The sequence below is a fragment of the Candidatus Thermoplasmatota archaeon genome (genome assembly GCA_038884455.1).
Classification (GTDB): Archaea; Thermoplasmatota; E2; order DHVEG-1; family DHVEG-1; genus JAWABU01.
Map to the genome: position 1 here is coordinate 20,209 of JAWABU010000015.1, position 21,180 is coordinate 41,388.

17 protein-coding genes and 1 riboswitch are annotated in these 21,180 nt (G+C 38.3%); of the genes, 2 read left to right on the plus strand and 15 right to left on the minus strand.

The features are described 5' to 3' along the window. Positions 1-2 precede the first annotated feature (2 nt). From QXL17_03845 to QXL17_03860, 4 genes are all read right to left on the minus strand, one after another. Entirely contained in the window at positions 3-2,201 is a 2,199-nt protein-coding gene (locus QXL17_03845; protein MEM4258268.1) for an elongation factor EF-2, read from the minus strand. 59 nt (positions 2,202-2,260) lie between these two features. Next, positions 2,261-2,857: a 30S ribosomal protein S7 gene (locus tag QXL17_03850; protein ID MEM4258269.1), complete on the minus strand. Its 597-nt coding sequence runs from the start codon at positions 2,855-2,857 to the stop codon at positions 2,261-2,263. Positions 2,858-2,859: 2 nt separating this feature from the next. Then, positions 2,860-3,291: a 30S ribosomal protein S12 gene (locus QXL17_03855; GenBank protein MEM4258270.1), complete on the minus strand. Its 432-nt coding sequence runs from the start codon at positions 3,289-3,291 to the stop codon at positions 2,860-2,862. A 146-nt stretch (positions 3,292-3,437) separates the two neighbouring features. Then, on the minus strand, positions 3,438-7,196 hold the full coding sequence (locus QXL17_03860) for a PKD domain-containing protein (GenBank protein ID MEM4258271.1): 3,759 nt from the start codon (positions 7,194-7,196) through the stop codon (positions 3,438-3,440). 305 nt (positions 7,197-7,501) lie between these two features. Between QXL17_03860 and QXL17_03865 the strand changes: the two genes are divergently transcribed. Then, on the plus strand, positions 7,502-9,358 hold the full coding sequence (locus tag QXL17_03865; GenBank protein ID MEM4258272.1) for a C25 family cysteine peptidase: 1,857 nt from the start codon (positions 7,502-7,504) through the stop codon (positions 9,356-9,358). Positions 9,359-9,665: 307 nt separating this feature from the next. Here the strand turns inward: QXL17_03865 and rpl12p are convergent, their stop codons facing one another. The 4 genes from rpl12p to QXL17_03885 form a co-directional block, all read right to left on the minus strand. Further along, positions 9,666-9,977 carry a 50S ribosomal protein P1 gene (gene rpl12p / locus QXL17_03870; GenBank protein ID MEM4258273.1) on the minus strand — a complete coding sequence of 104 codons (312 nt, stop codon included), beginning with the start codon at positions 9,975-9,977 and terminating at the stop codon, positions 9,666-9,668. 15 nt (positions 9,978-9,992) lie between these two features. Continuing rightward, on the minus strand, positions 9,993-10,877 hold the full coding sequence (locus QXL17_03875) for a 50S ribosomal protein L10 (protein MEM4258274.1): 885 nt from the start codon (positions 10,875-10,877) through the stop codon (positions 9,993-9,995). Between the two features lie 23 nt (positions 10,878-10,900). Beyond that, a complete protein-coding gene (locus QXL17_03880; protein MEM4258275.1) occupies positions 10,901-11,545 on the minus strand; it encodes a 50S ribosomal protein L1 in 645 nt (214 codons plus the stop codon). A 128-nt stretch (positions 11,546-11,673) separates the two neighbouring features. Then, the gene (locus QXL17_03885; GenBank protein ID MEM4258276.1) at positions 11,674-12,633 is read right to left on the minus strand and encodes a transcriptional regulator; all 960 of its coding nucleotides are present in this window, start codon (positions 12,631-12,633) and stop codon (positions 11,674-11,676) included. A 41-nt stretch (positions 12,634-12,674) separates the two neighbouring features. Between QXL17_03885 and QXL17_03890 the strand changes: the two genes are divergently transcribed. Next, positions 12,675-14,015 (plus strand): tRNA(Ile)(2)-agmatinylcytidine synthase, encoded by a 1,341-nt coding sequence (locus tag QXL17_03890; protein ID MEM4258277.1) that lies wholly within the window; start codon positions 12,675-12,677, stop codon positions 14,013-14,015. Between the two features lie 10 nt (positions 14,016-14,025). Here QXL17_03890 and QXL17_03895 read toward each other — a convergent pair whose 3' ends face one another. The 7 genes from QXL17_03895 to QXL17_03925 form a co-directional block, all read right to left on the minus strand. Next, positions 14,026-16,314 carry a DEAD/DEAH box helicase gene (locus tag QXL17_03895; protein MEM4258278.1) on the minus strand — a complete coding sequence of 763 codons (2,289 nt, stop codon included), beginning with the start codon at positions 16,312-16,314 and terminating at the stop codon, positions 14,026-14,028. Between the two features lie 112 nt (positions 16,315-16,426). Beyond that, entirely contained in the window at positions 16,427-17,542 is a 1,116-nt protein-coding gene (locus QXL17_03900; GenBank protein MEM4258279.1) for a glycosyltransferase family 2 protein, read from the minus strand. 50 nt (positions 17,543-17,592) lie between these two features. Next, on the minus strand, positions 17,593-18,021 hold the full coding sequence (locus QXL17_03905) for a phosphate-starvation-inducible PsiE family protein (GenBank protein MEM4258280.1): 429 nt from the start codon (positions 18,019-18,021) through the stop codon (positions 17,593-17,595). A gap of 74 nt (positions 18,022-18,095) precedes the next feature. Next, positions 18,096-18,902, minus strand: coding sequence for a prenyltransferase/squalene oxidase repeat-containing protein (locus tag QXL17_03910; GenBank protein MEM4258281.1), 807 nt, complete (start codon positions 18,900-18,902; stop codon positions 18,096-18,098). A gap of 21 nt (positions 18,903-18,923) precedes the next feature. Beyond that, complete coding sequence (locus QXL17_03915; protein MEM4258282.1) at positions 18,924-20,177, minus strand: cation:proton antiporter; 1,254 nt, start codon at positions 20,175-20,177, stop codon at positions 18,924-18,926. Positions 20,178-20,267: 90 nt separating this feature from the next. Beyond that, a riboswitch (Fluoride riboswitch) is annotated at positions 20,268-20,343 on the minus strand. 99 nt (positions 20,344-20,442) lie between these two features. Beyond that, positions 20,443-20,640 carry a helix-turn-helix transcriptional regulator gene (locus QXL17_03920; protein MEM4258283.1) on the minus strand — a complete coding sequence of 66 codons (198 nt, stop codon included), beginning with the start codon at positions 20,638-20,640 and terminating at the stop codon, positions 20,443-20,445. Positions 20,641-20,646: 6 nt separating this feature from the next. Beyond that, entirely contained in the window at positions 20,647-21,033 is a 387-nt protein-coding gene (locus tag QXL17_03925) for a DUF2178 domain-containing protein (protein ID MEM4258284.1), read from the minus strand. Between the last annotated feature and the right edge of the window lie 147 nt (positions 21,034-21,180).

Genomic DNA, 21,180 nt, shown 5'->3' on the forward strand with positions numbered 1-21,180 from the left:
AGTTAATCCATGTAGTATTCAGGTGGATATGGTTCTGGTTTGAGTCCTTTTCGTTCTCGTATTGACTTAACAATATTTGCTTGGAGGTTTCGTGGTAATGGCTCAAAACCTTTGTTTTCAGTGTTCCACAGTACTCGCCCACCGGTTGCAGACCGTATTGCTGAAGCAAATCCAAACATTTCAGCAACAGGTGCTTGCGCCTCGATAGTAACCATATCTCCTTCAGTGGTCATATCCTTAACAACAGCTCGGCGGGTGTTAAGCTCTCGTGTCGCATCACCCATAAGTTCTTGAGGGGTGCTGATAAATACTTTTTGAATGGGTTCTAACAGTATTGGATCTGATATCGTAATAGCTCCGTAGATGGCATTGCGAGCTGCTGGTATAACTTGTGCAGGACCTCGATGAATTGCATCTTCATGGAGTTTTGCATCAACGAGTTTTACGAGCAATCCTTGGCATGGTTCTGCGGCAGTCGGTCCGTTTTTCATAACCTCATCAAACGCTTCTTTTATAAGTTCTCGTGTTTCAAAAAGATGTTGAATACCTTTTGTTACATCAGTAATAATATTTAATCCTTTTATTCCAAATACTCCTTTTGCGACTTCTTTATCAAGCCCGAGATCTTGGAGTTGTTTTGCTACTTCTTTTTTAAATTTTTTAACATTCTCAGGGATTTCATTGTTATAGATGGCTTTGACAACTGCTTCTGGGAGCGGTTCTACTTCAATGTAAAAACGGTTGTGCTTGTTTGGTGATTTTCCTTCGAATTTATACGGGCTTTTCTTCCCAACGGTTTCACGATAGACAACAATAGGTTCGGAGCAGATAATGTCGAGTTTATGATCATTTCGTATTCGATACTCAGTGATTTCAAGGTGAAGCTCACCCATACCTGACATGAGGTTTTCACCGGTTTCTTGATTGATTTGAACTTGGATGCTCGGATCTGCCTTTGAGACCGATTTTAAAACCTCGACAAGCCGAGGGAGATCTTTGGTGTTTTTTGCCTCGACAGCAACTGTAACAACCGGTTCTGACACGTGGACGATCCGTTCAAACGGCTCAGCATCAGGATTATCGGTTATGGTGCTTCCGGCGATTGCATCTTTTATACCGGTTACAGCAACAATATTTCCCGCACTAACAAATTCAACAGGGATACGATCCGCGCCAACCATCAAGTTGACTTGCTGGACACGGTTTTTATTCGGCATACCTGCAACAACTACTTCTTGACCTCGGGTGATTTTTCCGCTAAACATACGTCCAACAGCTACTTCACCTGCATGAGGGTCAAGAATAATTTTTGTGATCATGAGCGCAAGAGGACCATTTGGATCACACGTCAGCATACTTTTTCCAAGAGGACTTTCAAGATCTCCACGCCAGATATGAGGTATTCGATATTGTTGTGCAACTTTGGGTGAGGGAAGATGACGGATAACCATGTCGAGAACAACTTCATGGATTGGGGCTTTCTTTGCAAGTGTTTTCTGATCATTGTTTTTACAGTATTCATAGATATCTTTGAAACTCATCCCTGTTTTTTTCATAAATGGAACTGATATTGCCCAGTTATGAAATGCTGATCCGAAGGCAACACTGCCATCTTCTACTTTAACATTCCATTTCCCTTTGAACTCTTCAGGAACCATTTTGTTGAGAAGTTCATTGAACTTTGTAATAATCCTAATGAATCGTTGTTGCATTTCCTCAGGAGTTACTCGGAGTTCGTTAATCAGGCGGTCAACTTTATTGATAAAGAGTACAGGCCGTACCTTTTCTCGAAGTGCCTGTCGTATCACTGTTTCTGTTTGCGGCATTGCTCCTTCTACTGCGCACACAAGAACAATACAACCGTCAATTGCTCTCATTGCTCGAGTGACGTCACCACCGAAATCGACATGACCTGGTGTATCGATAAGGTTAACGAGGTATTGGTTGTTTTCAAAAGTGTGAACCATGGATGCTGAAGCTGCATTGATTGTAATACCACGTGCTTGTTCCTGTTCATCAAAATCAAGGACAAGCTGTTTTCCTGCGAGATCCTCACTCATCATCCCACAGCCTGCTAGAAGGTTATCTGAAAACGTAGTTTTTCCATGATCGATATGCGCTGCTGTTCCAATATTTCTAATAAAATCAAGCTTATTCATAAGGCTTGTCGCTTTTTGGATGTTATCTTCTTTTCGACCCATAGATGATTACCTCGAAAATATTCTCATATTCTCCTTGAGTTAATTTTAAGAGACAAGTATTATCGAGCTGATTTTGCAACTCGTTCAACATCGTTTTTCTTTGCAATGGCAAAGGATGCCGGATCATTTTTACTTGCTTTGATGATTTCATCTGCAAGACATTCTTGCATCGGCTTTGCACTTTTATGACTTGAATTCATAGCACCAAGACAGATATTCCTCAACGCAATGTCAAGACGTCGTTGTGGTGCAACATCAACTGCTTTTGGAACCATGATGCCGCCGTAGCGAAGACGTGTTGTTTCTTCTTTTGGTGCTGCGTTTTGTAATGCATCAACAAGGATTTGCATCGGGTTTGTTTTTGTTTTCCGGTCGATAATGTCAAAAGCATCTCGAACAACTTTGTAGGCTTTGGTTTTTTTTCCAGTATACACTTCGGTTTTCATAAGTATATTCATAAGTCGTTCGATAATGCTGATTTTTGATTTTCCAAACCATTTATTCGCATGAGGTGCACCAAGGAAGAAATCCTTATTTTCTAGGTTGATGTATCGTTCAAGGCCCTTATCTTCAATATGAACCGTACTCATGTCGTATTTTTCCAGGCTTGGAAAGAATCCAGAACTGATCATTTTTGTTTCTTTTTTATCAGTCATAGTTATCGTCTCATTGGTTTTTCAATTTTCTTTTTAACAAGCATATCAAGTGACACATCGTTAACTTTAATAACCTTGTAGCGAACACCAGGGATATCACCATAACTTCGTCCCATTCTTCCACCAATTCCTTCAACAACTACCTCATCGTGTTCATCGATGAAACCTATTGCATTGTTTCCTGGAGCAAATGCAGTTATCTGTCTGCCGTTTTTGATCAGTTGTATCTTGACGCATTTTCTAATGGCTGAGTTAGGTTGTTTTGCCTCGACACCGACTTTTTCAATGACAATGCCTTTCGCCTGAGGGACACCTCCAAGAGGATCTGATTTTTCTTTAAGGTGAAGCACTCGGCGTTTATAGTATCGATCGCTCCAACGTTGTTTTTTCTTTGTTTTTTTTATTTTTCTTGCTGCGTTTAATCCTCTGCCCATTCATTCACCTATTCAGATGGAAGTGAGCCAGTATATAGCTTTTAATATTTAAACCCATCCTATACTTTCCTCGAGAAAAACAAACATATCTCTGAAGGAGAAAAAAGTGGTGTATCTTAAAATACCATTTGTGCTGGCTGTTCTCACTATATTTTATTATAAATATCAGCGAGGTATTTTTGAAATCGTAAAAACGTAGAAGCATCTAATGTTCGTGATTCCTCAAGAATTTTTAATTTGGCAAGATGGTAATATTCAGCTGCTTTTTTTGGATTCCAAGAATATTGAGATGCAAGCGACAACAATTGTTCGATTTCCTGCCGAGCATTCGGTTCTTTTTGAGTATTCTGTGAAGAAGAGCAACAGGGTATTTTTTTGGATGGAGAAAGAATACCAAAACTCCGCGAAATATACAATCGACGATAGAAGTACAATGCTATGAGAAAAACACTAATGGACGATATGAATATGATGCCGCCGTACTGTATCTCATCCAATTTCGGCAAAAGAGATGCCTGATCTCGTATGGCTTCGTAATGTTCAGGATGAACAGTTAGTGTGAATTTTCTTATATACGTATTTCCCTCGATGTCACTAATGGTTAACGTAATTGTATACGTCCCAGACAGCGTATATCGATGTGTGGTCTGTAACCCATATGCTATAGTTCCATCGCCGAAATCCCAAGAACATGACACAATTTCACGATCTGGGAAATAATCTGTTGCGTGAAAGACAACCGACTGATTCACGGTGCTGTTGAACGACGGAATTCTGGAGATGTTTGATTCTTGCGAATCGTCAACGTATGCAGAGACGACAAATTGGAATGAATCTGACCAGGTACTATTGGCCCCATGTTCGTCTTGTACCTGAACTGAAATATTATACGTCCCTGGGGAATTCCAATGATATGTTGCTGAATAGGAGGTATTTGACGGAAGAAGAGAACTCCAAGAACTGATTATCCCATTGCCCCAATTGAAACGGTATCGAATCATATCGCCATCAGGATCTTCTGCTTTTGTAGTAAAAGTATAGTTGATATTTTGTTCTCCGTAGTTCGGTCCTGCGGGTCGTAATGGTCGATAGGGGGCTGTATTCTGAGGAGGTACTGCAGGTGGAGGTAGTTGCGCTGGTGGTTGATTTCCGTTGAAACCCTCTGATTCAACGGTCTGTTGTCGAATAGTGATAGTCACTTGTGCTATGTTTGTGTTGTTATAGATATCAGAAACGGCATAGGTGAAACAATCTGTTCCACTGTATCCTGAAGTTGGTGTATATGTAACAAATTGCCGATTGTCTGAAATTCTTGCTGTTCCATGGTGCGGTTCAGTGATATACTGCAGTTCAAAAAAATCTTGTTCAGGATCATCATCATTTTCTAAAATCATCAATTGATTATTGGTACTGTCCTTGTTTACAATATATTCGTCATTGCGCGTCTGAGGTGGTCTATTTTGTATAAGGATAAATGGTCGTTCACCGGTCAACGCAAAATACGGCTGGATTGTTTCACCGAAACGGATGAGTACATTTCCAAATGTTTGTCCTTGCGTGAGTGGTTTTGTTACGGTGAGTCGCCAGAGAGTGTTTCGTGCGTTTTCAGGAACTGTGATGCTTAGATTTAGATAATAACTTGTGATGTTTGTCTCTGCAGATGTTACAAGAGTATAGTCACCTTTATCAGGTTGGTAAATGCTTGCTGTAAAGCCTTGGGTTTTTGCTGTCTTTTTGAAATCGATACGAAACGATGAAAGATTATGAACCCAGAAATATAAAGAATATGCTCGGTTGAGTGAATCTGCATACATGTCAATAATCGGAATATAATCAGTATCTGTTAAAGGTTCTTGGATAGTTGGTTCTCGAAATGGTTTGTATACTACAAAGGGGACATTTGTATGAGTAATCTCAAAAAGACTATATGATGGATTAATTAAAAGGAAAAATATTCCTTCGTAGGGAGCAGTGAAGCTGATATTTCCTGATAATCCAGTATACCCGCTATACAGAGGATCTGATGGTCGCGAAAGTACCCCATAGCAGAGTTCGGTTCCATTAAGATGGTATATTGCGTAGGTTATCCCTGCTTTCACTTCAGAATACTTTGAAAATAGATAACAAAGAAGATGAATTTTAACGGTTTGATTCTCAGAAGCATACAGAAGAAAACTTTGTTGATATCTGAAGCGTACTTTATTTTCAGGTAATTCAATCATGGTTTCTTCTGGTGATTCCAAGGGATTGATTTTCATCGTCGGTGGATTCATATACTCTGGATGTTCAACGTAAATGGTTGGTTCGCGTGGTGGAGAAAGCTTCTGCAGAGTTGTTTGATAATTTGGATAGTTGAGAAAATACTTGGATAACTCGGTATTCATCAGGCTCATTTCGGTATAGTAATCATGTACCCCTTGTTCGTAGGTCTGCTGATTGTTACATGGGGTATACGGTGAATTGTATTTCGAGGGATACACAGTGTTGTTGTTTCGATCAAAGTAGGGTACAATATACCCTACTGTGAGGTTCTGAAGTTTTTCTGTGAAACCATATGTGGTGAAGATCCAATACCCATTCGTTTGGGTTGCAAGATGATAGAGGTGGTATCCCCAGTTTCCTGAAAAGTAATACGAATTGAGAACACCGCCTACATAATAAGCATACATATCATTATTACTACTTGTTGCAGATGGGAAAATAGACGATAGATTGTAGTAGCCATCATCAAGAAGATTTTCACTGAGATTTTCTGGGATATTTTCTGCTCCTCCGCCACCATACATTTCTGTTGCCCAGACAACTGCAGGATGAGTTGGTGTGCTCCACCCGCTGAAGATTTCAGGGAGATATAATCGTGGGTTTTTGACACTGAGATATTTGGGTGAGGGATATGCTCCGATGAGAAAAGAGGGATTAATTGCATGGACTTGCTCTCGCATTGTTGTTGCATATGATTTGATAAGTTCACTTAGGAACACGTAGTAATCCCCCTGAATGCTCTCATCAGGGTTCTCGATGATTTTTCCTTGAGCGCGTAACCAACTATATCGTTCAGAAGGCAAAGGAATTGGATCGGGAGTTAAATGTCGACTTTCGAGATATGAAATGAAGGTTTGATTTTCAAAACCCCAGGTGTAATCAAAATAGCTGCCACCTGTAATGCTGTAGAGTTCAAAATCAAATAAGACACCGTCGATGCGGTAGATTTCTGGGTTATATGTACTTAGGTATGCTAGCGATTTAACCATTTTGGTGAGGTGATTCCAATACGCTTGGCTAAATGGACTTACATGCGAACCTGTTTTCCCATTGGAAAACACAACAGGAAATGTTCCTGGGACAATAAGGTTCTTATTTGGAAAGGAGGCATAATTGAATGCAATAGTTTGGATGTAGCAAAAACCATACTGTTGTGCCAGAACTGCTTTTTCTTTGATGGTTATTCGTGCTGAATGGGGATATCCATTAAGAGAATAGGTGATGATATAGGGAGCATTTGGATCTGGACCAAGTAAGTCATACACCGTTTCGTTTTCTGAAAAATTTTGATAGGGGACGTACACAGGGTAATCATTAAGAATGAAGGTGTTAATGCCGTTGTTCATTAAGGTTGTGATTTTTTCATGCGTCATTTCTCCAGGGAACGGATAAGTATATGTCCATGCTGCTTTTACCCGCCCTCCTGAAAAAGGAGTTGTTGGATTTGTGTCTGCAAGACATTCGTAGAAGTTATTCATCCCATCATGATCATAATCATCTTCTGGTTTTTGTGATAAATTGCCGAAATAATGGTGCTCCCATTCATCCGGCAAATTGTCATTGTCTTCGTCAATAGCTTTGCAGGTTGGAAAAGAAACCAACGAAAAAACGAATATTAGTATTAGCAAGAACGTTAGTCTCATTTTCACCCTACCTTTGGACGAAATGCCCGTTGCCCGCAATTTAAATTTTGTATAATATATCATATTTAATTTAAATATTTATATATTTTTTTATATTATTTTATTATTTCTTCTCCTAAAATGCATTAAACTCTCCTACTCCAAACAAGGCATAATTACAAACTAAACAATATTTCTTATAACACAAAGTAATAAAGTTAACGAGAAAAAATGCCAAAAAGGAAAAATAACAACTTTTAAATAATAAAATCACTCTATGTTTATCTACTGTATATCCGTACAAAAATGTATTTTAAGGTGATACCATGCGAAAAAATCACATTTGCATTCTCAGCAGCATAGCCATCCTTATTCTACTAAATATCAATATTCAATCAATACCTGGATTACAACATCAACCTTTGCTACAAACGATTCAATCAACAGAATATTTTTCACCGCCAATAATTCATCAAAACGATGAGTATACCACCATTACACTTGCTGAGTCAAACTCAGTATTAACACAGGACAACAAACCGATGCTCCCAGTTGTGGTTAAAACCTTTGAATTTCCTGTAGGTACAAAAATCCTCGGAATCGAAGGTATTCCTTCCAACGGTAAGATGATCTCAATCCAGAAAAAAATCCAACCAGGACCAATCAAGCAAAAAATAGATTCAAAGATCATCCTCTTGCAAGAAAGTGGTGATCAAGAAACGTATGCCAGCCAAAAATTTTATCCTGAAGCATGGTATCATTATACCGTTGGACGAGGACTCAATAAAAAGAATGATCCTACTGTTTTTGTATCGATCCATATCTATCCAATACGATATTGCGCTGCAGAAAATCTCATAACAACAATCCAGTCAATACAACTTATAATTACCTATGAACAACACCCTGTAGGTATCCTCTCTAAAGAATCCTATGATCTATTAATCATAGCACCTGCAGAGTTCTCAGCACATCTACAACCGTTACTCACCCATAAAAATAGTTATACTATGCGAACAATTCTTCAAAATCTTGAAGATATTTATACTAATTTTCCCGGCCGAGACAATGCTGAACAAATTAAATATTGCGTAAAATACGCCTATGATACGTGGAACATACAGTATGTTCTTCTCGTCGGGGATATGAAAAAATTGCCGATACGGCATACGTATGCATCATGGTGGGAACCAGACATCTTAAGTGATCTGTATTATGCTGATATCTATGACGAACATGATATTTTCTGTAGTTGGGATGGAAATAATAACAATAAATTTGGTGAAACGAATCATGATAACGATATCGACGGTGTTGATTTGTATCCAGATGTTCATATTGGACGACTTGCATGTTCGAATATACAAGAAGTTGATACTGTTGTCAACAAGATCATTACTTATGAAACGACAACGTATCATCAATCATGGTTTAATACCGTGATTGTTGCAGGAGGAGATACATTTCCACCAGGATGCGGAGCACCTCCAAATGTTTTTGAGGGAGAGATAACAAATGCAAAGGTGTTAGAACAGCTTCCCTCGTTTTCTCCTGTGAAACTGTGGTCATCAACAAAGAATCTCAATGCACAGATGTTCAACAAGGCGATTAACCAAGGCGCAGGTTTCCTAAGCTATGCAGGACATGGCTTTGAACATGGATGGGGGACCTATCGGCCGAACTCATTACGATATAAAATGGGGTTTAGCCAACCGTTGTACTATACACCATTTATTAAAAAACTATATAATCAGAATCAACTTCCGGTAATGTTTTTTGATGCATGTCTAACGGCAAAGCTTGATTTCAATGTTTCTGATCTCATGCGATATTATCCTGTTTTTACCAATCTTTTAATAGCTCTTTCTCAAATTGAAAACAATCCATCAATCTTTTATCCCTGTTTTGCATGGAGTTTTGTTGCCTATGAAAACGGCGGTGCTATAGCAACTATTGGTGCTACGAGAACAGCATATACTCATGTTGATAGCAATGGTGTTTATGCTGGTGCAGGATATCTTGACGTACATTTCTTTCAAGGATATGAAGAAGGAGTCCATCTTGGACAGATGTTAACGAGAAGTCAGAATGATTATATCAACTATGTTGGTCCTGATTACTTTACAATCGAAGAATTTATTCTACTTGGTGATCCTAGCTTAAAGATTGGTGGGTATCCATAAACAGTACAATATACCTATACAATTGTAATCGTTAGTTGGATCTTTATGATTTCTTATATTCATCACCATATATACTTGGAGTAAAAACAGATGATGGAAAACTATTTATTTAAAAAGAATATTGCATAATGGGGGACAAAGAGTAATACTTGGGGAGGCTGCTTTGAGTATCTGCTTTCCACGAAAGGCACATTCCTCCTATCCAACGCATCCCGTCCCCCACTTTTCTGAAGAAAAGTTAAAACTTCATCGTTTATCCAATAAAAAAAATTTTTATAAAAAAGAGTGAAAAAGGGAAAAAAGTTTTTTAGTCAAAAAGTGCGCTGAGACCGGCTGCAGCTTCTTCCTGTGACACTTCTTCTTTTTTCTCTTCCTTTTTCTTTGCATCTTTCTTTTCTGCAGGTACATCAGCAGCTGTTTGTGCAGGTGCAGCAACAGGTAGTGCTGCAGCGGATTTTATTGCTTCATCTATGTTGACACCTTCAAGTGATGCAACAAGTGCTTTAATCCGGGCTTCATCTGGTTTCACGCCAGCTGCAGTAAGAACCTTTTTAACATGTTCTTCAGTAATTTTTTGTCCTGCGGAGTGGAGAAGCATTGCACTGTAGATATATTCCATTCTTTTTTCCTCCTTTTATGTTAAATTTTTCTTTAAATCTTCATCAAGGGCAGCATCTTGTGTTTTTTTTGCAAGAGTCAGCATCGTTCTATGTGCCTTTGAGAGTAACGGTGGAATCGTATCTTTTGTTAGAATATTTTGTTCTAATGCGAGGTAATACGCATCGCGATGTGCTTTCATAATGAGCTGATTGATTGTTGCTTTCGTAGTCCATGCTGTTTTCATTGCAACAGCGAAAGCATTCGAAGATGCTGTAGCAAGCTTACCCATGAATTTGTCCATATCGATATCTAAAACATCAGGTTTGTAGATATTTCCGAGTTCATACACTGCATTTAACGTAAGACCAATTTCTAAAGGATAGATTTCCAACCGGGTAAGCATCTGTGCAACGTCGGTCGGAATTTTTTTGCCAGCAGGAACAATAACCTTGTCGGTTTTTATAACGACTTTTCCTTCTTGAATGGCAGCTGGTATCCCTGCCTTCTGAAGTTCGCCAACAATCGGACCTGGTTTGAAAGGAGTATCTCCTGCCTTGACAATGATATCGTTTTGTGCGATTTCACCACCTTTGGCAGGTGCATGAGTTCGTGTCGCTTTGATTTCTTTATAAAGATGAAACGGGTTGACATCTGCTGCGATAATCGCTGCTTGACCGTTGACTTCTGATTTGAGTTTACTGATACCAGGAACTTGTTTTTCTGCTTCGTCTAATGCAATTTTAATTAAGCTGTTTTTTGCAGCTCGAATCTGCGCTTTAGATCGAATATTTCCTCGCATGTTTTGTATTTGTGGACCTGGGATTCCAGCAACATTCACAATTCCAATCACTTTTCTCGTGGTTAGAATCGAGGTAAGTTCTTGAACTTCATTGTTTTTCCAGCTTGCAACATGTGCCATATCAGTTTGTCACCTAAATTTTTTTATGCAACACGAATGGGAGGCCCCATCGTAGTCTTAATATATAAAGCGCCAATGTTTTGCGATCCGCGTTCAAGTTTTGATTCAAGTCTTTTTAATATCGCTGCAATGTTCTCAGCAATCTGTTCAGGATTCATCTCTTCCCGTCCAACTGTTGCATGACATGCATAGCTTTGTTTGGATCGTATGCGGATACTTTTTCGAAGATTTTTTACAATTGGTGCAACATCAATCTGTGGGGGTACTGGTTTGGGCATTTTCCCTCGAGGACCAAGAACAACACCAAGGGTTTTACCTATGGTTGGCATCAGTGATGCTTCTGAAATAAAGAAATCATATTCCTCAGCAATTTTTTTGAATTTCTTTTTATTTTTTGCAAGTTCTTCAATTTCTTCAGGTTTTATGAGAAGATCAACATGCTGTTTTGCTTTTAGTGCAAGTTCTCCACCAGCAAAAAGAGCTATTTTTGCCTCTTTACCTGGCCCATGGGGAAGTAGTATTTCTTCTTCGATACGATTTTTGGTGTCACTGATATCAATGTTTTTTAGATTAATAACTAGATCGACGCTTTGTTTGAATTTACGGTCAAGTTTTTTTGACTCGTCTAATGCTTTTTGTATTGCTTCAACGGTTTTTTGATCTGCCATAGTACATCAATAATGTATCTGTTATTTTAAAGAACCCCATAAGGAGAACGTAGTTTTCGGGAATAAATACCTTATTTATATATCTTTTTGTTAAAGGTGCCCTTCTACTATTTTGGGTTGGATGCTGCTCACCGACAGATAATCATCCGTTCGATGATCAAACGGAGTACTTCTTCGGGATCTCGCAGTTTCTTTAATTCTTTTTTCGCTATAACCGGTGTTCCATGGATATTTTGTTTGTTGTCTTTATCGGTGATTACCACAGCGTGTTTCTCGGTTATTTTTGAGATACTGTTGATGATTTGTGCTCGTTTTGACAAGTTTGCATTATATTTTTGGATGCAGGTAAGAAGGATTTTTTCTTTTTCTTTACTTACCGCTTCGAAAGGAAATTTATCAAGGGGAAAAATCTTATATCCTGCTTCTTGGAGAAGGAGGAAGATTTCACGTTGAAAACGTTCGAAATGATGTAATGCCTGGTTGTAGAGTGAACAGATATCTGCATCAAAATCAGGGTTTTTAAAAACATCAATAGGAGTGATAACTGAATTTTCCAAGAGTTCCTCGATACGTTCTGCAACATCGACTCGTGCATTCATCCCTTCTTCATACATTTGAACTGTTTTTCTTGAGACATTAACATGACGGGCAAATGATCCAAGTGATATATTTTTCTCTTGTCGGAGTTTTTTAAGTTTTTCTTCATCAAGGCGAACATATAAACCACCAGGTCCTGCATAGATCCTGATTGAATCTTTATGATAAAGATAGTTTTTCAGAGTGTTAATGGTTATTGCTTGTACACCGAATCGAAGATAGACAACATCGTCTTCTAATTTATTAAAACCATTATGTTCTCCGATGAGAAGGGGAGTTGCGTGGAGTATCGAGCATAATGTTCGAAGCTCTTGTGCGACATCTTCTGAGAATGAATCAATATTGGTTAATACTTTGATGATAAGCAACGTATCATCTTTCCGAGCAAGGATATCAAAACCACTGAGACGTATATTGTACACTTCCGAAACAGTGAAACCAGCAGTGCCCAGGGTTTCCCGTATTTGAACGAGAAGTTCGTTTCGTTCCATAGGAATATAAAATAAAGGAGTTCTAGTATTATAATTTTGTGATGAAAACCATTTGGATTGGCATTGATGATACTGATTCAACCTTGGGTGGTTGTACTACATTTGTTGCTCGAAAAATCATAGAAGATCTTGGTGAGCAGTATACACTTATTGGATACCCTCGGTTGATTCGGTTAAATCCCAACATCCCCTGGAAAACCAGGGGTAACGGTGCCCTGGCACTGCATATTGGGAGAAGCGATGAACGAGTACTCCACATAGGTGAGATAGAAAAGAAGGCTTGTTTTTCATCGCCATCTGGAAAGTATAGTTTAACTTCTAACGATGTTACAAAGATTCAAAAAACAGTTCATGAAATCGTAGAACACTATGCACAAGTTCAAGACCCGAATACAAACCCTGGTGTTGTCTTTTTTAGTAAACAACCTAGTTATTCAGTCTATAAGAAAACTGTTACCTCGTTAGTAACTATCCAAGAAACCATGCGCGTATTGAAACTTATGCATGCAACATATTTTGGTTTAAAAAACCGGCGAGGTCTTATTGGTGCGACTGCTGCAGTTGCTTGGAAACCAAAAACAGATAAAACATATGAAGTAATTGCATACCGTGAAAAGAACCGATGGGGTACTCCTCGCAAGGTCGATGCATATTCTGTTCAAAAGATGGATGCAACCATCATCTCAACGTTTGATAACTATGATTATCGCAATAAACATAATCGTATTGTGCCGAATTCACCTTGTCCAATTCTTTTTGGCATCCGTGGCGACAATTCTTCTGATCTTATCGCTGCACAAAAGATGATTATTTCTGAAAAAAAAGAAAGTTGGATTCTCTTTGAAACAAATCAAGGGACTGATGATCATATACAACGAAAGAAGATAGATCAAATTAAACCCTATGATTCTGTGATCGTGAGAGGTTGCGTCTCTCAACGGCCATGGACCTTCCTTGGGGGGCATGTTTTTTTCGATATCCAAGATACGTCAGGTTCGATAACATGTGCAGCTTATGAACCAACCAAGGAATTTCGAAAAATCATCCGCGAACTGCTACCTGGAGATGTAGTAGACGTGTATGGTGGTGTTCGAAAAAAACCATTAACCATTAATATTGAAAAAATTCATGTTCATAAACTTGTACAATTTTTCGTAAAAAGTCAAAATCCTGTATGTCCAAAATGTGGTAAACATATGAAATCTCAAGGAACAAATCAAGGGTACAAGTGTATCCGCTGTCATACAAAACGAAAAAAAGCTCTTTTTTCCGAACAAGAGCGGAAAATTCAAAGAGATTTGTACGAAGTTCCAGTATGTGCTCGTCGGCATTTAAGTAAACCACTTAAGCGCATAAAAGCTACTTCTCAACCCAGATCGTAAAATATCGATTTTACTGTTTTTTTAGGTATTCGGTATTCAGGATTTTGACAATCTCTGAGGCAATATTTTTTCCGATACCTGGGACTTCACATAGCTCTTCTTCTGTCGCATTTGCGATCGCTCGTATTGTTCCAAATTGCTGTAATAATCGTTGAGCAAGAACCGTTGATATATGTGGAAATCCTTCAACAATGTATTGTTGTTGTTCTGCAACTGGCATGATCCATTTATCTCCGCGGACTACAACCGGTTTTTTTCCATCTTTTTGCTCACGGCATGCCATGATGTATAATACATCTGCTGTTTCTTGTGGTGTTTTCGTCATAAGAATTGGAATTCCGAAATCAATGATAATTGATGCAAAACTACCGTAAATTGCATTATGGTTGATGTTTCGTTTGGTAAATAGTTCTTCTCCTTCAAGAATGAGCAGAGGTCGTGAATATGCCTCCCGAAGTTTCCTGAGTTGTAAAAACAGTTTTCCTTCGAGTAACGAGGTAAGATAATCGTCAACTGTTTTCCGTTCGACTCCTAGTCGAGATGAAAGGACATAATCGCCGACATCAAGTTGTTTCGGTTCGATTTTTATTTTTTTTTCCACGAGGCGTTTGATAACTTCTGAACGTGATTCACGGTGATCCACAAAAATCTTTAAATCATTATTGGACTCGGATTTCTGCAAGATTGACTCATCGAGTTTTCTTTGCTGATTATCTGTTGGATGTATCATTTGAGTGTAGAATGTTTTCGGATCTTCGAGTTTTTTTTTCAATGAGGTTCGCAGTGTTTCAAGTTCACTATGCATGAGGCGTTCTTTTCTTCGAGCTGACCAGTAATATCCTTCATCAGGTGTTCCTTTCGTGATAAGGATGATGACGTTACCAGGCATTTTTCGAGCGGTTCGTCCTCGTCGTTGGATCGTTCTGATTTCTGAAGGAACAGGCTCATAGAATATGACAAGATCAGTGGATGGGATGTCAAGTCCTTCTTCTGCAACTGAGGTTGCGATTAAAACATTATAGATTCGATTTTTAAACTGTTGTATGATTTCCATTTGTTTTTTTTGAGAAAGACCTTTATCCCCCTCTTTTCCTGATTGACCGATGAATCTCACGGGCCGCACATCAGGTAACCCTTCAAGATTTTTTAAAACGTAATATGCGGTATCTCGATAGTGTGTAAAAATGATAATCTGTGATTGTGGGTGCTTGGTGAGTTGTTCAATAACTATCTTTTTTATTTCAGGTATTTTTGGATGTTCTAAAGTGAGTGATTTTGCATACGCAAGTGCTTCAAGAACATTGAGATCTTTCATGATGGTTCGTGATGCTTTACTCCCGCCTTTAGATTGTGCTTCTTCTTGCATTCGTTGAAAATAGGTTAAAAAAGCATTAACTCCTTGTGTTTGTAAGAGTTCTATCGCATGATATAGTTTTAATGCTGCATTTTGAGCTGAGGCTGCATCAAATAATTCTTTCGGAGGATTGAGTGATGATTTGAGCTGTTGCTGGATGAGCTGTTGTATTTCTAATAGTTTTGTTCTGTTGATGAGTTGAACTGATGCTGATTGAGTAACACCGATATTTTTTAAAACTGTTAAATATCCAGATAATGATTTTTTCAAGAGTTGAAGAACTTGTGAAAATTCCTGAGGCAATGCAATTTCTTTCCATTGGATATGGACATCGTAGACATACGGCCGAACGTCACGATCATATTTTGTTCTGATTTCTATATGTTCGATTTCCAAGTTTTTGCATACTTCAACAATTTTTTGCAAATCGTTTCCTGGAGATGCGGTCATTCCAAGAACAAGTCGGCCTTCGCGTTGTTGTTGATATTGGTTAGAAACAAAAACATATGAATAATTTCCAACAGCTCGATGTGCTTCATCAAAGATGATCAGTGAAACTTTTTTAAGATTGACCTGCTGGGTGATCAGATCATTTTCGATAACCTGAGGTGTTGAAACAATGATTTTAGATGTATCCCAAAGTGCTTTTCTTTTTTCTGGAGCTAATTCTCCGGTAAAAACAGCAATAGGTATTTCAGAAAGTAAGGTTTCTCTGAGGAATTGTGCATGTTGGTTAACGAGTGGTTTTGTTGGTGATAAAAAAAGTATTTTTTCGTTGGTTGTCGTAAGTTTTTCTGCGATGACAAGTAATGCAATGATGGTTTTTCCGAGACCTGTTGGTAAAACAACTAACGTACTTTTTTTGATTGCCTGTGCTGCAATGTTGGTTTGATAGATACGTTGCTCAACACAGTCTGGTTTTATCAGAGGATGAGAGATATACACAAACCCAGGAAATAGTATTGGTATTTTAGTATATTTGGGCGATACGTGAAACGGCTTAGAACATAATACCTATGTTCTGGTAATGCTGTCAGGTCTTTTGAAGAATTCCTTTTTAGTATAGGTTTTTCCACACCAGGTTATCGTATTTTTGATACTTGATACTGCCATGTTGATGGTAATGAGCACAAAAACGACAGGGGTGAGAAGGGTTGGTATCAATGCTGATTTGAATTGAGGTTTGGGATACTGCATTGATTTCAGTATCATTTTGAATCCGGCATATCCATAGATACATTGAAAAAAAATCGGTAAAAGGAAGAGGATGCCGAAATGTAGCGAGCCGGTAAGTATACAAAAAAGACCAAGAAGATTGAGAAGTTGTAATCCAATAAACATCATAAAAGAGAAAAACCATAAGGATGGATAGTACCATCGCATCCAGGTCATTTGTTGATTTGCCCCATTTGAAAAAGTGTCCAACGGTCTCATCAGTTGAGGTTGTTACTATACTTTGCGGAACGAAAAAATCAGATACCCGTTTTTTCAGTTCTTCTGTGAGAAGCAAATCATCAGATAGCCCGTTTTTCCAGATATCTGCAATGTTGAGCTGTTCAAAGGTGGTTTTTTTGATTGCAGTTGATCCACCCCAGGTATAATTCGTGACGCGGTAGTATAAGCCTACCATGAAAACCATGTTCCATGTTGATATCAGATATGATGTTTTTAAGATGGGAATATACCAGCGATATCCTGTTGTTGCACCGATTTCGTTATTTTGGAGTGGTTGAACAAGATGATACAGCCAGGTGTTATGAGGGCGAATATCTGAATCTGCAAAAACATAGACTTCTGATGCTGGCGCCATAGATATTCCGGTGAGTTGTGCTGCTATTTTACCGCTACAGGTTTCTCGTGGTATAGTCTGATGGACTGCTATGTGCGGATTTTTATGATGTACAGTTGCAATAATTTGATATGCAGGATCATCGTACGAATCGACTATGAAGAGAACCTTATACTGTGGGTAGTTTTGTGCACAGATTGCTTGAATATTTTCTTCAAAAAACTTCGTGATTCCTTTACAGGGAACTATAATTGTAACAGTTGGTGTATACGTCGGAAAAGTTTTTTTAGTTGTGTGAATACCGCCGTAGTACCATAATGCGATAAGGGCTAATTCTCCAGATATTGCGAGACTGCACAGGAAAAAAAATATGATCTCAAGCATCGGCAAAAAAGAAATGCAGGTTTACTTTATAGATATTTTGATAATTTGCTTTATGCTTTAATAGTTGCAATCCATGTTTTTTTCAGTAAATAGTACGCTGTGCCGATCGAGATGACTAAAGCAGATAAGCCGAAGAAAATGTCACTGGTGATTTTGTTGTAATCAAGCAGAATGATTTTTCGAGAAATCGCAATCAACGCTACTAGGAGCATTGCTTCGACGTGAACTACATGTTCTTGTGTATATAATTTGAAAGTTTCAAATAATTCGAGGCTGACGAAAACAAGCAGGAATAAACCAAGGATGTCAATGATAACATTTGAAATGGAGCTTGGATCAAAGTGGATTACAAGTTTATCGATTATGGTCCATCCAACATAACCTGTTGAAACAACGATAATAATCGCCAACATCAGCATTAGGAAATTGACAATGATCCGTTTAAAAAAATTAAATGGTATTTTTTCTTTCGAAATCATAAAAGATTATCAGTGAGGAATTTAATAATCTTTTTGAGAAACAATGTTTTGTACTTTGGTGTGAACTTTCATTTTCATGTACTATTGCATTGAGCACTTGGTTTCGCATATTTTTTTATTTGTTCAATAAGTTTTAAACTCATCACCGCGTAAAATGAATATTCTGGTGTAGGTAGTGTTATCGTCTGTCGCCCGAAACCACCGATACGTGTGATACATGAATCAACAAAACGTTCACATCGACTAACATGAAGCAGGGGTGCATGTAATTCTTTAAGGCAAGTAAGTGCATAATACGTTGGTTCTAAATACGATGTTGAATAGGGAACAATTCCAAAACCACCATCTGGGTTCTGACTGTTTTGAATGACGGTTATATATTCTTGCGATGGAAACGACAATCCAAATTTTTTCATTAAAAAAATGAGTTGTTGATAGTCTACTAATGCCTTTTCGTTTTTCGTTTGTACTGATACAAGAAGGTCATGTTCTTTTGTCGTAAGTCTGGCTGGTTTGATCTGGTACAATTCTTTGATCAGTACCATATAATAGACATCGGATAGTGTATTCAACATGACTGCATCCTCCATGATTTTACTATATAAATCATTGAATAAATCTATCTGATGCGTTAGTCTGTAGATTGTTGCTACTTGGTATATTTGCTTTGGGGAACGGAGCTCAAGGTGATTTAATTGTGAAATATAACCGATGGTTTGCTTACTAACCGAAATTTCGTTGAATTCAGCGAGAAGCTGAAGTGCAAAATAAGTGTCCTCAACTGTTGGAGGTGCGGTATGCGAAGAACTAAAACCCCCAAGTTCTTGCTCGCGGGAATAAATAAAACTGATTAGTTTTTTTTTCTTCTGTTCCGTCAACATAGGTGCTCAGAAATATATTTTTTAGTTATGTTCATTCGCATCATTTCTTCGTGAGTTGTCGTTTTCGCAGATGCGACTACCATTAATGGTATCTTCTTGAGGTATCTCTTCATCAGTGAGGGGAATTTCAAGGAGATGTTTTGGGAGAAACCGGAGATTTGCAATCAATGTTGGGATGACTGCGCTCCCGATTACAACGGCAACGAGATATGAATATTGTTCTTGGGAAATAATGCCCTGGGTTAAGCCATAGATTGCTGAAATTGTCCCAAACGTTAGACCTGTTGACATCAGAAGAGTGTAATACCATCGTTCGCGTTTATCTGTTCTAAATTTTCCGATTACTGGATATAAACCAAAGATTTTAGAAATTACTTTTCCACTAAGGAGGATAATAAAAATCAATGGTGCAGAGACAAGCACGGGGAGCGAAACAAGAGATCCTGCACGGAGGAAATAAAACGGTGTTAAAAACCCTATGGTTAACGTTCGAAGTCTTCGAATAAAAAAATCATCTTTGCTCACGGTACCGGCAAGAACCATACCAAGAAGATATGCCGGAAGAACTGCTTCGCTTCCAGACCAAAGAGCAAGAGCACCTAACGAGAATAGAACAAAGAGGATCCATTTTGTTCGTATAGCTGCAGTTTTATAGGCATACCGTTTGATTAGTACTTTCGTTATCTTCGGCATCGCGATAAAAGCAACAATCACCAAACCAATAAAAATTCCAGTTTTATAGGTAAATGGAGCAAACAGCAGACCTAACGCAACTACCGTACCAATGTCGTTAATGAAGCATGCACCAAGAATTCCTTTCCCATATTCAGTTTTGTTAAAACCGTATTCTAACATAACAGCATACACTACGGCCATTGATGTTGTTGACAATGCTACCCCGGTGAGAAGACTTGCAGGGATACTCCACTGCAGGATGAAATATGCGATCGCTGAGCAGCCAAGAAACGGCGCAAAAAAACCGATGACACCAACAATAATTACTTCCTTAGTTTTTGATTTTAACGAGGATGGATCAAGCTCTGCGCCTGCTAAAAACGTAAGTAAAATTGCCCCGGAACTTGCAATAAAAATCAACCAATCCTCATTTGCATGGAGCGCATCTGGTCCGATATACTGTGTTGCAAGGTATCCTGCAATAACACCAATGCAGATTTCCATAAGTGCCATTGATATTTTTAATTTGTAGGCAAGAATTGTTGAAATGAGTGCAAGTCCAAGCCATACCGCAGCAATCGAAAATTGTTCTAATCCCAAAGTTGTAACCTCCTAGAATATAATAGAAAAAATATACGCATAATTTTGAAGATATCGTTCAACTGCTGAAGGATCATCGTGTACCTCCTGATATATCTAGAAGTCATCAGCAGTTGACTGCAGTTTTGGGGCTCGTACCAAGGTGGACTTCATCACCAGTGTACCGGTAATTTTTTATCGTTTATTTATAGGTTCCTAAAAATAGTGCAGGAGAAAGGATTTGAACACAAAATACCGAAAAAATGAATGCTTTGTCCTGTATGTCTCAATTTTCTTTATATAGAAAAATTTCTTCAATTTTTGTTTCAAAGAGTTCCGCTATTTTGAATGCCCGTTCCAACGATGGATCGTATTTTCCTTTTTCTATCGCCAGTATAGTTTGTCTTGTTACCTTCAACCGATCTGCAAGTTCCTCCTGTGTTAAATCATGCATCGCCCTGTAAACCTTGAGTTTATTTTTCATATTTTGCTACTCTCCAAGTTTTCTTGAATAGTAGCTATAGAATATCAGATATACTATTATTAAGACTGATGCAAAGTATGCCAACGAAGAACCAACGTCAGTCAACTTTAGATACCCGCTTTTACTCAGTCCAATAAGAGCAAGACCAAGTAATCCCATTGTTGTACCAACAACTTGTATTGTTCTACGCGATGCTTTTTCGCTTATTCTATAAATTCTCTCATCTTCTATTACCTGGTTGATTCTGCTTTTGAGCGCATAAAGCACTATCATCCCCATAACCACTGCAGCTATTGCTGTTATAGGTTCTCCCCCAATTGCAGACAATCCAATGACAAATCCCACAACTAATGTTATTACCAGCCCATATAGTATGAATTTTTTTCTTTCCATAGAACCACTTTTATGTATATTAGACCTTTTGCGTAATTGTAAAACAAGAATAACTACTCTCTTTTAACCTCCCGATTTACTATTTTTTACTCTGGTTGTATGGTAAAATTCACTAGACCACAGACGATAGACGTCATACGATCGTAT

Coding starts and splice junctions, on each gene's coding strand:
- QXL17_03845 (MEM4258268.1), bottom strand. CDS start 2,201: ATGGGTCGAAAAGAAGATAACATCCAAAAAGCGACAAGCCTTATGAAT.
- QXL17_03850 (MEM4258269.1), bottom strand. CDS start 2,857: ATGACTGATAAAAAAGAAACAAAAATGATCAGTTCTGGATTCTTTCCA.
- QXL17_03855 (MEM4258270.1), bottom strand. CDS start 3,291: ATGGGCAGAGGATTAAACGCAGCAAGAAAAATAAAAAAAACAAAGAAA.
- QXL17_03860 (MEM4258271.1), bottom strand. CDS start 7,196: ATGAGACTAACGTTCTTGCTAATACTAATATTCGTTTTTTCGTTGGTT.
- QXL17_03865 (MEM4258272.1), top strand. CDS start 7,502: ATGCGAAAAAATCACATTTGCATTCTCAGCAGCATAGCCATCCTTATT.
- rpl12p (MEM4258273.1), bottom strand. CDS start 9,977: ATGGAATATATCTACAGTGCAATGCTTCTCCACTCCGCAGGACAAAAA.
- QXL17_03875 (MEM4258274.1), bottom strand. CDS start 10,877: ATGGCACATGTTGCAAGCTGGAAAAACAATGAAGTTCAAGAACTTACC.
- QXL17_03880 (MEM4258275.1), bottom strand. CDS start 11,545: ATGGCAGATCAAAAAACCGTTGAAGCAATACAAAAAGCATTAGACGAG.
- QXL17_03885 (MEM4258276.1), bottom strand. CDS start 12,633: ATGGAACGAAACGAACTTCTCGTTCAAATACGGGAAACCCTGGGCACT.
- QXL17_03890 (MEM4258277.1), top strand. CDS start 12,675: ATGAAAACCATTTGGATTGGCATTGATGATACTGATTCAACCTTGGGT.
- QXL17_03900 (MEM4258279.1), bottom strand. CDS start 17,542: ATGCTTGAGATCATATTTTTTTTCCTGTGCAGTCTCGCAATATCTGGA.
- QXL17_03905 (MEM4258280.1), bottom strand. CDS start 18,021: ATGATTTCGAAAGAAAAAATACCATTTAATTTTTTTAAACGGATCATT.
- QXL17_03910 (MEM4258281.1), bottom strand. CDS start 18,902: ATGTTGACGGAACAGAAGAAAAAAAAACTAATCAGTTTTATTTATTCC.
- QXL17_03920 (MEM4258283.1), bottom strand. CDS start 20,640: ATGAAAAATAAACTCAAGGTTTACAGGGCGATGCATGATTTAACACAG.
- QXL17_03925 (MEM4258284.1), bottom strand. CDS start 21,033: ATGGAAAGAAAAAAATTCATACTATATGGGCTGGTAATAACATTAGTT.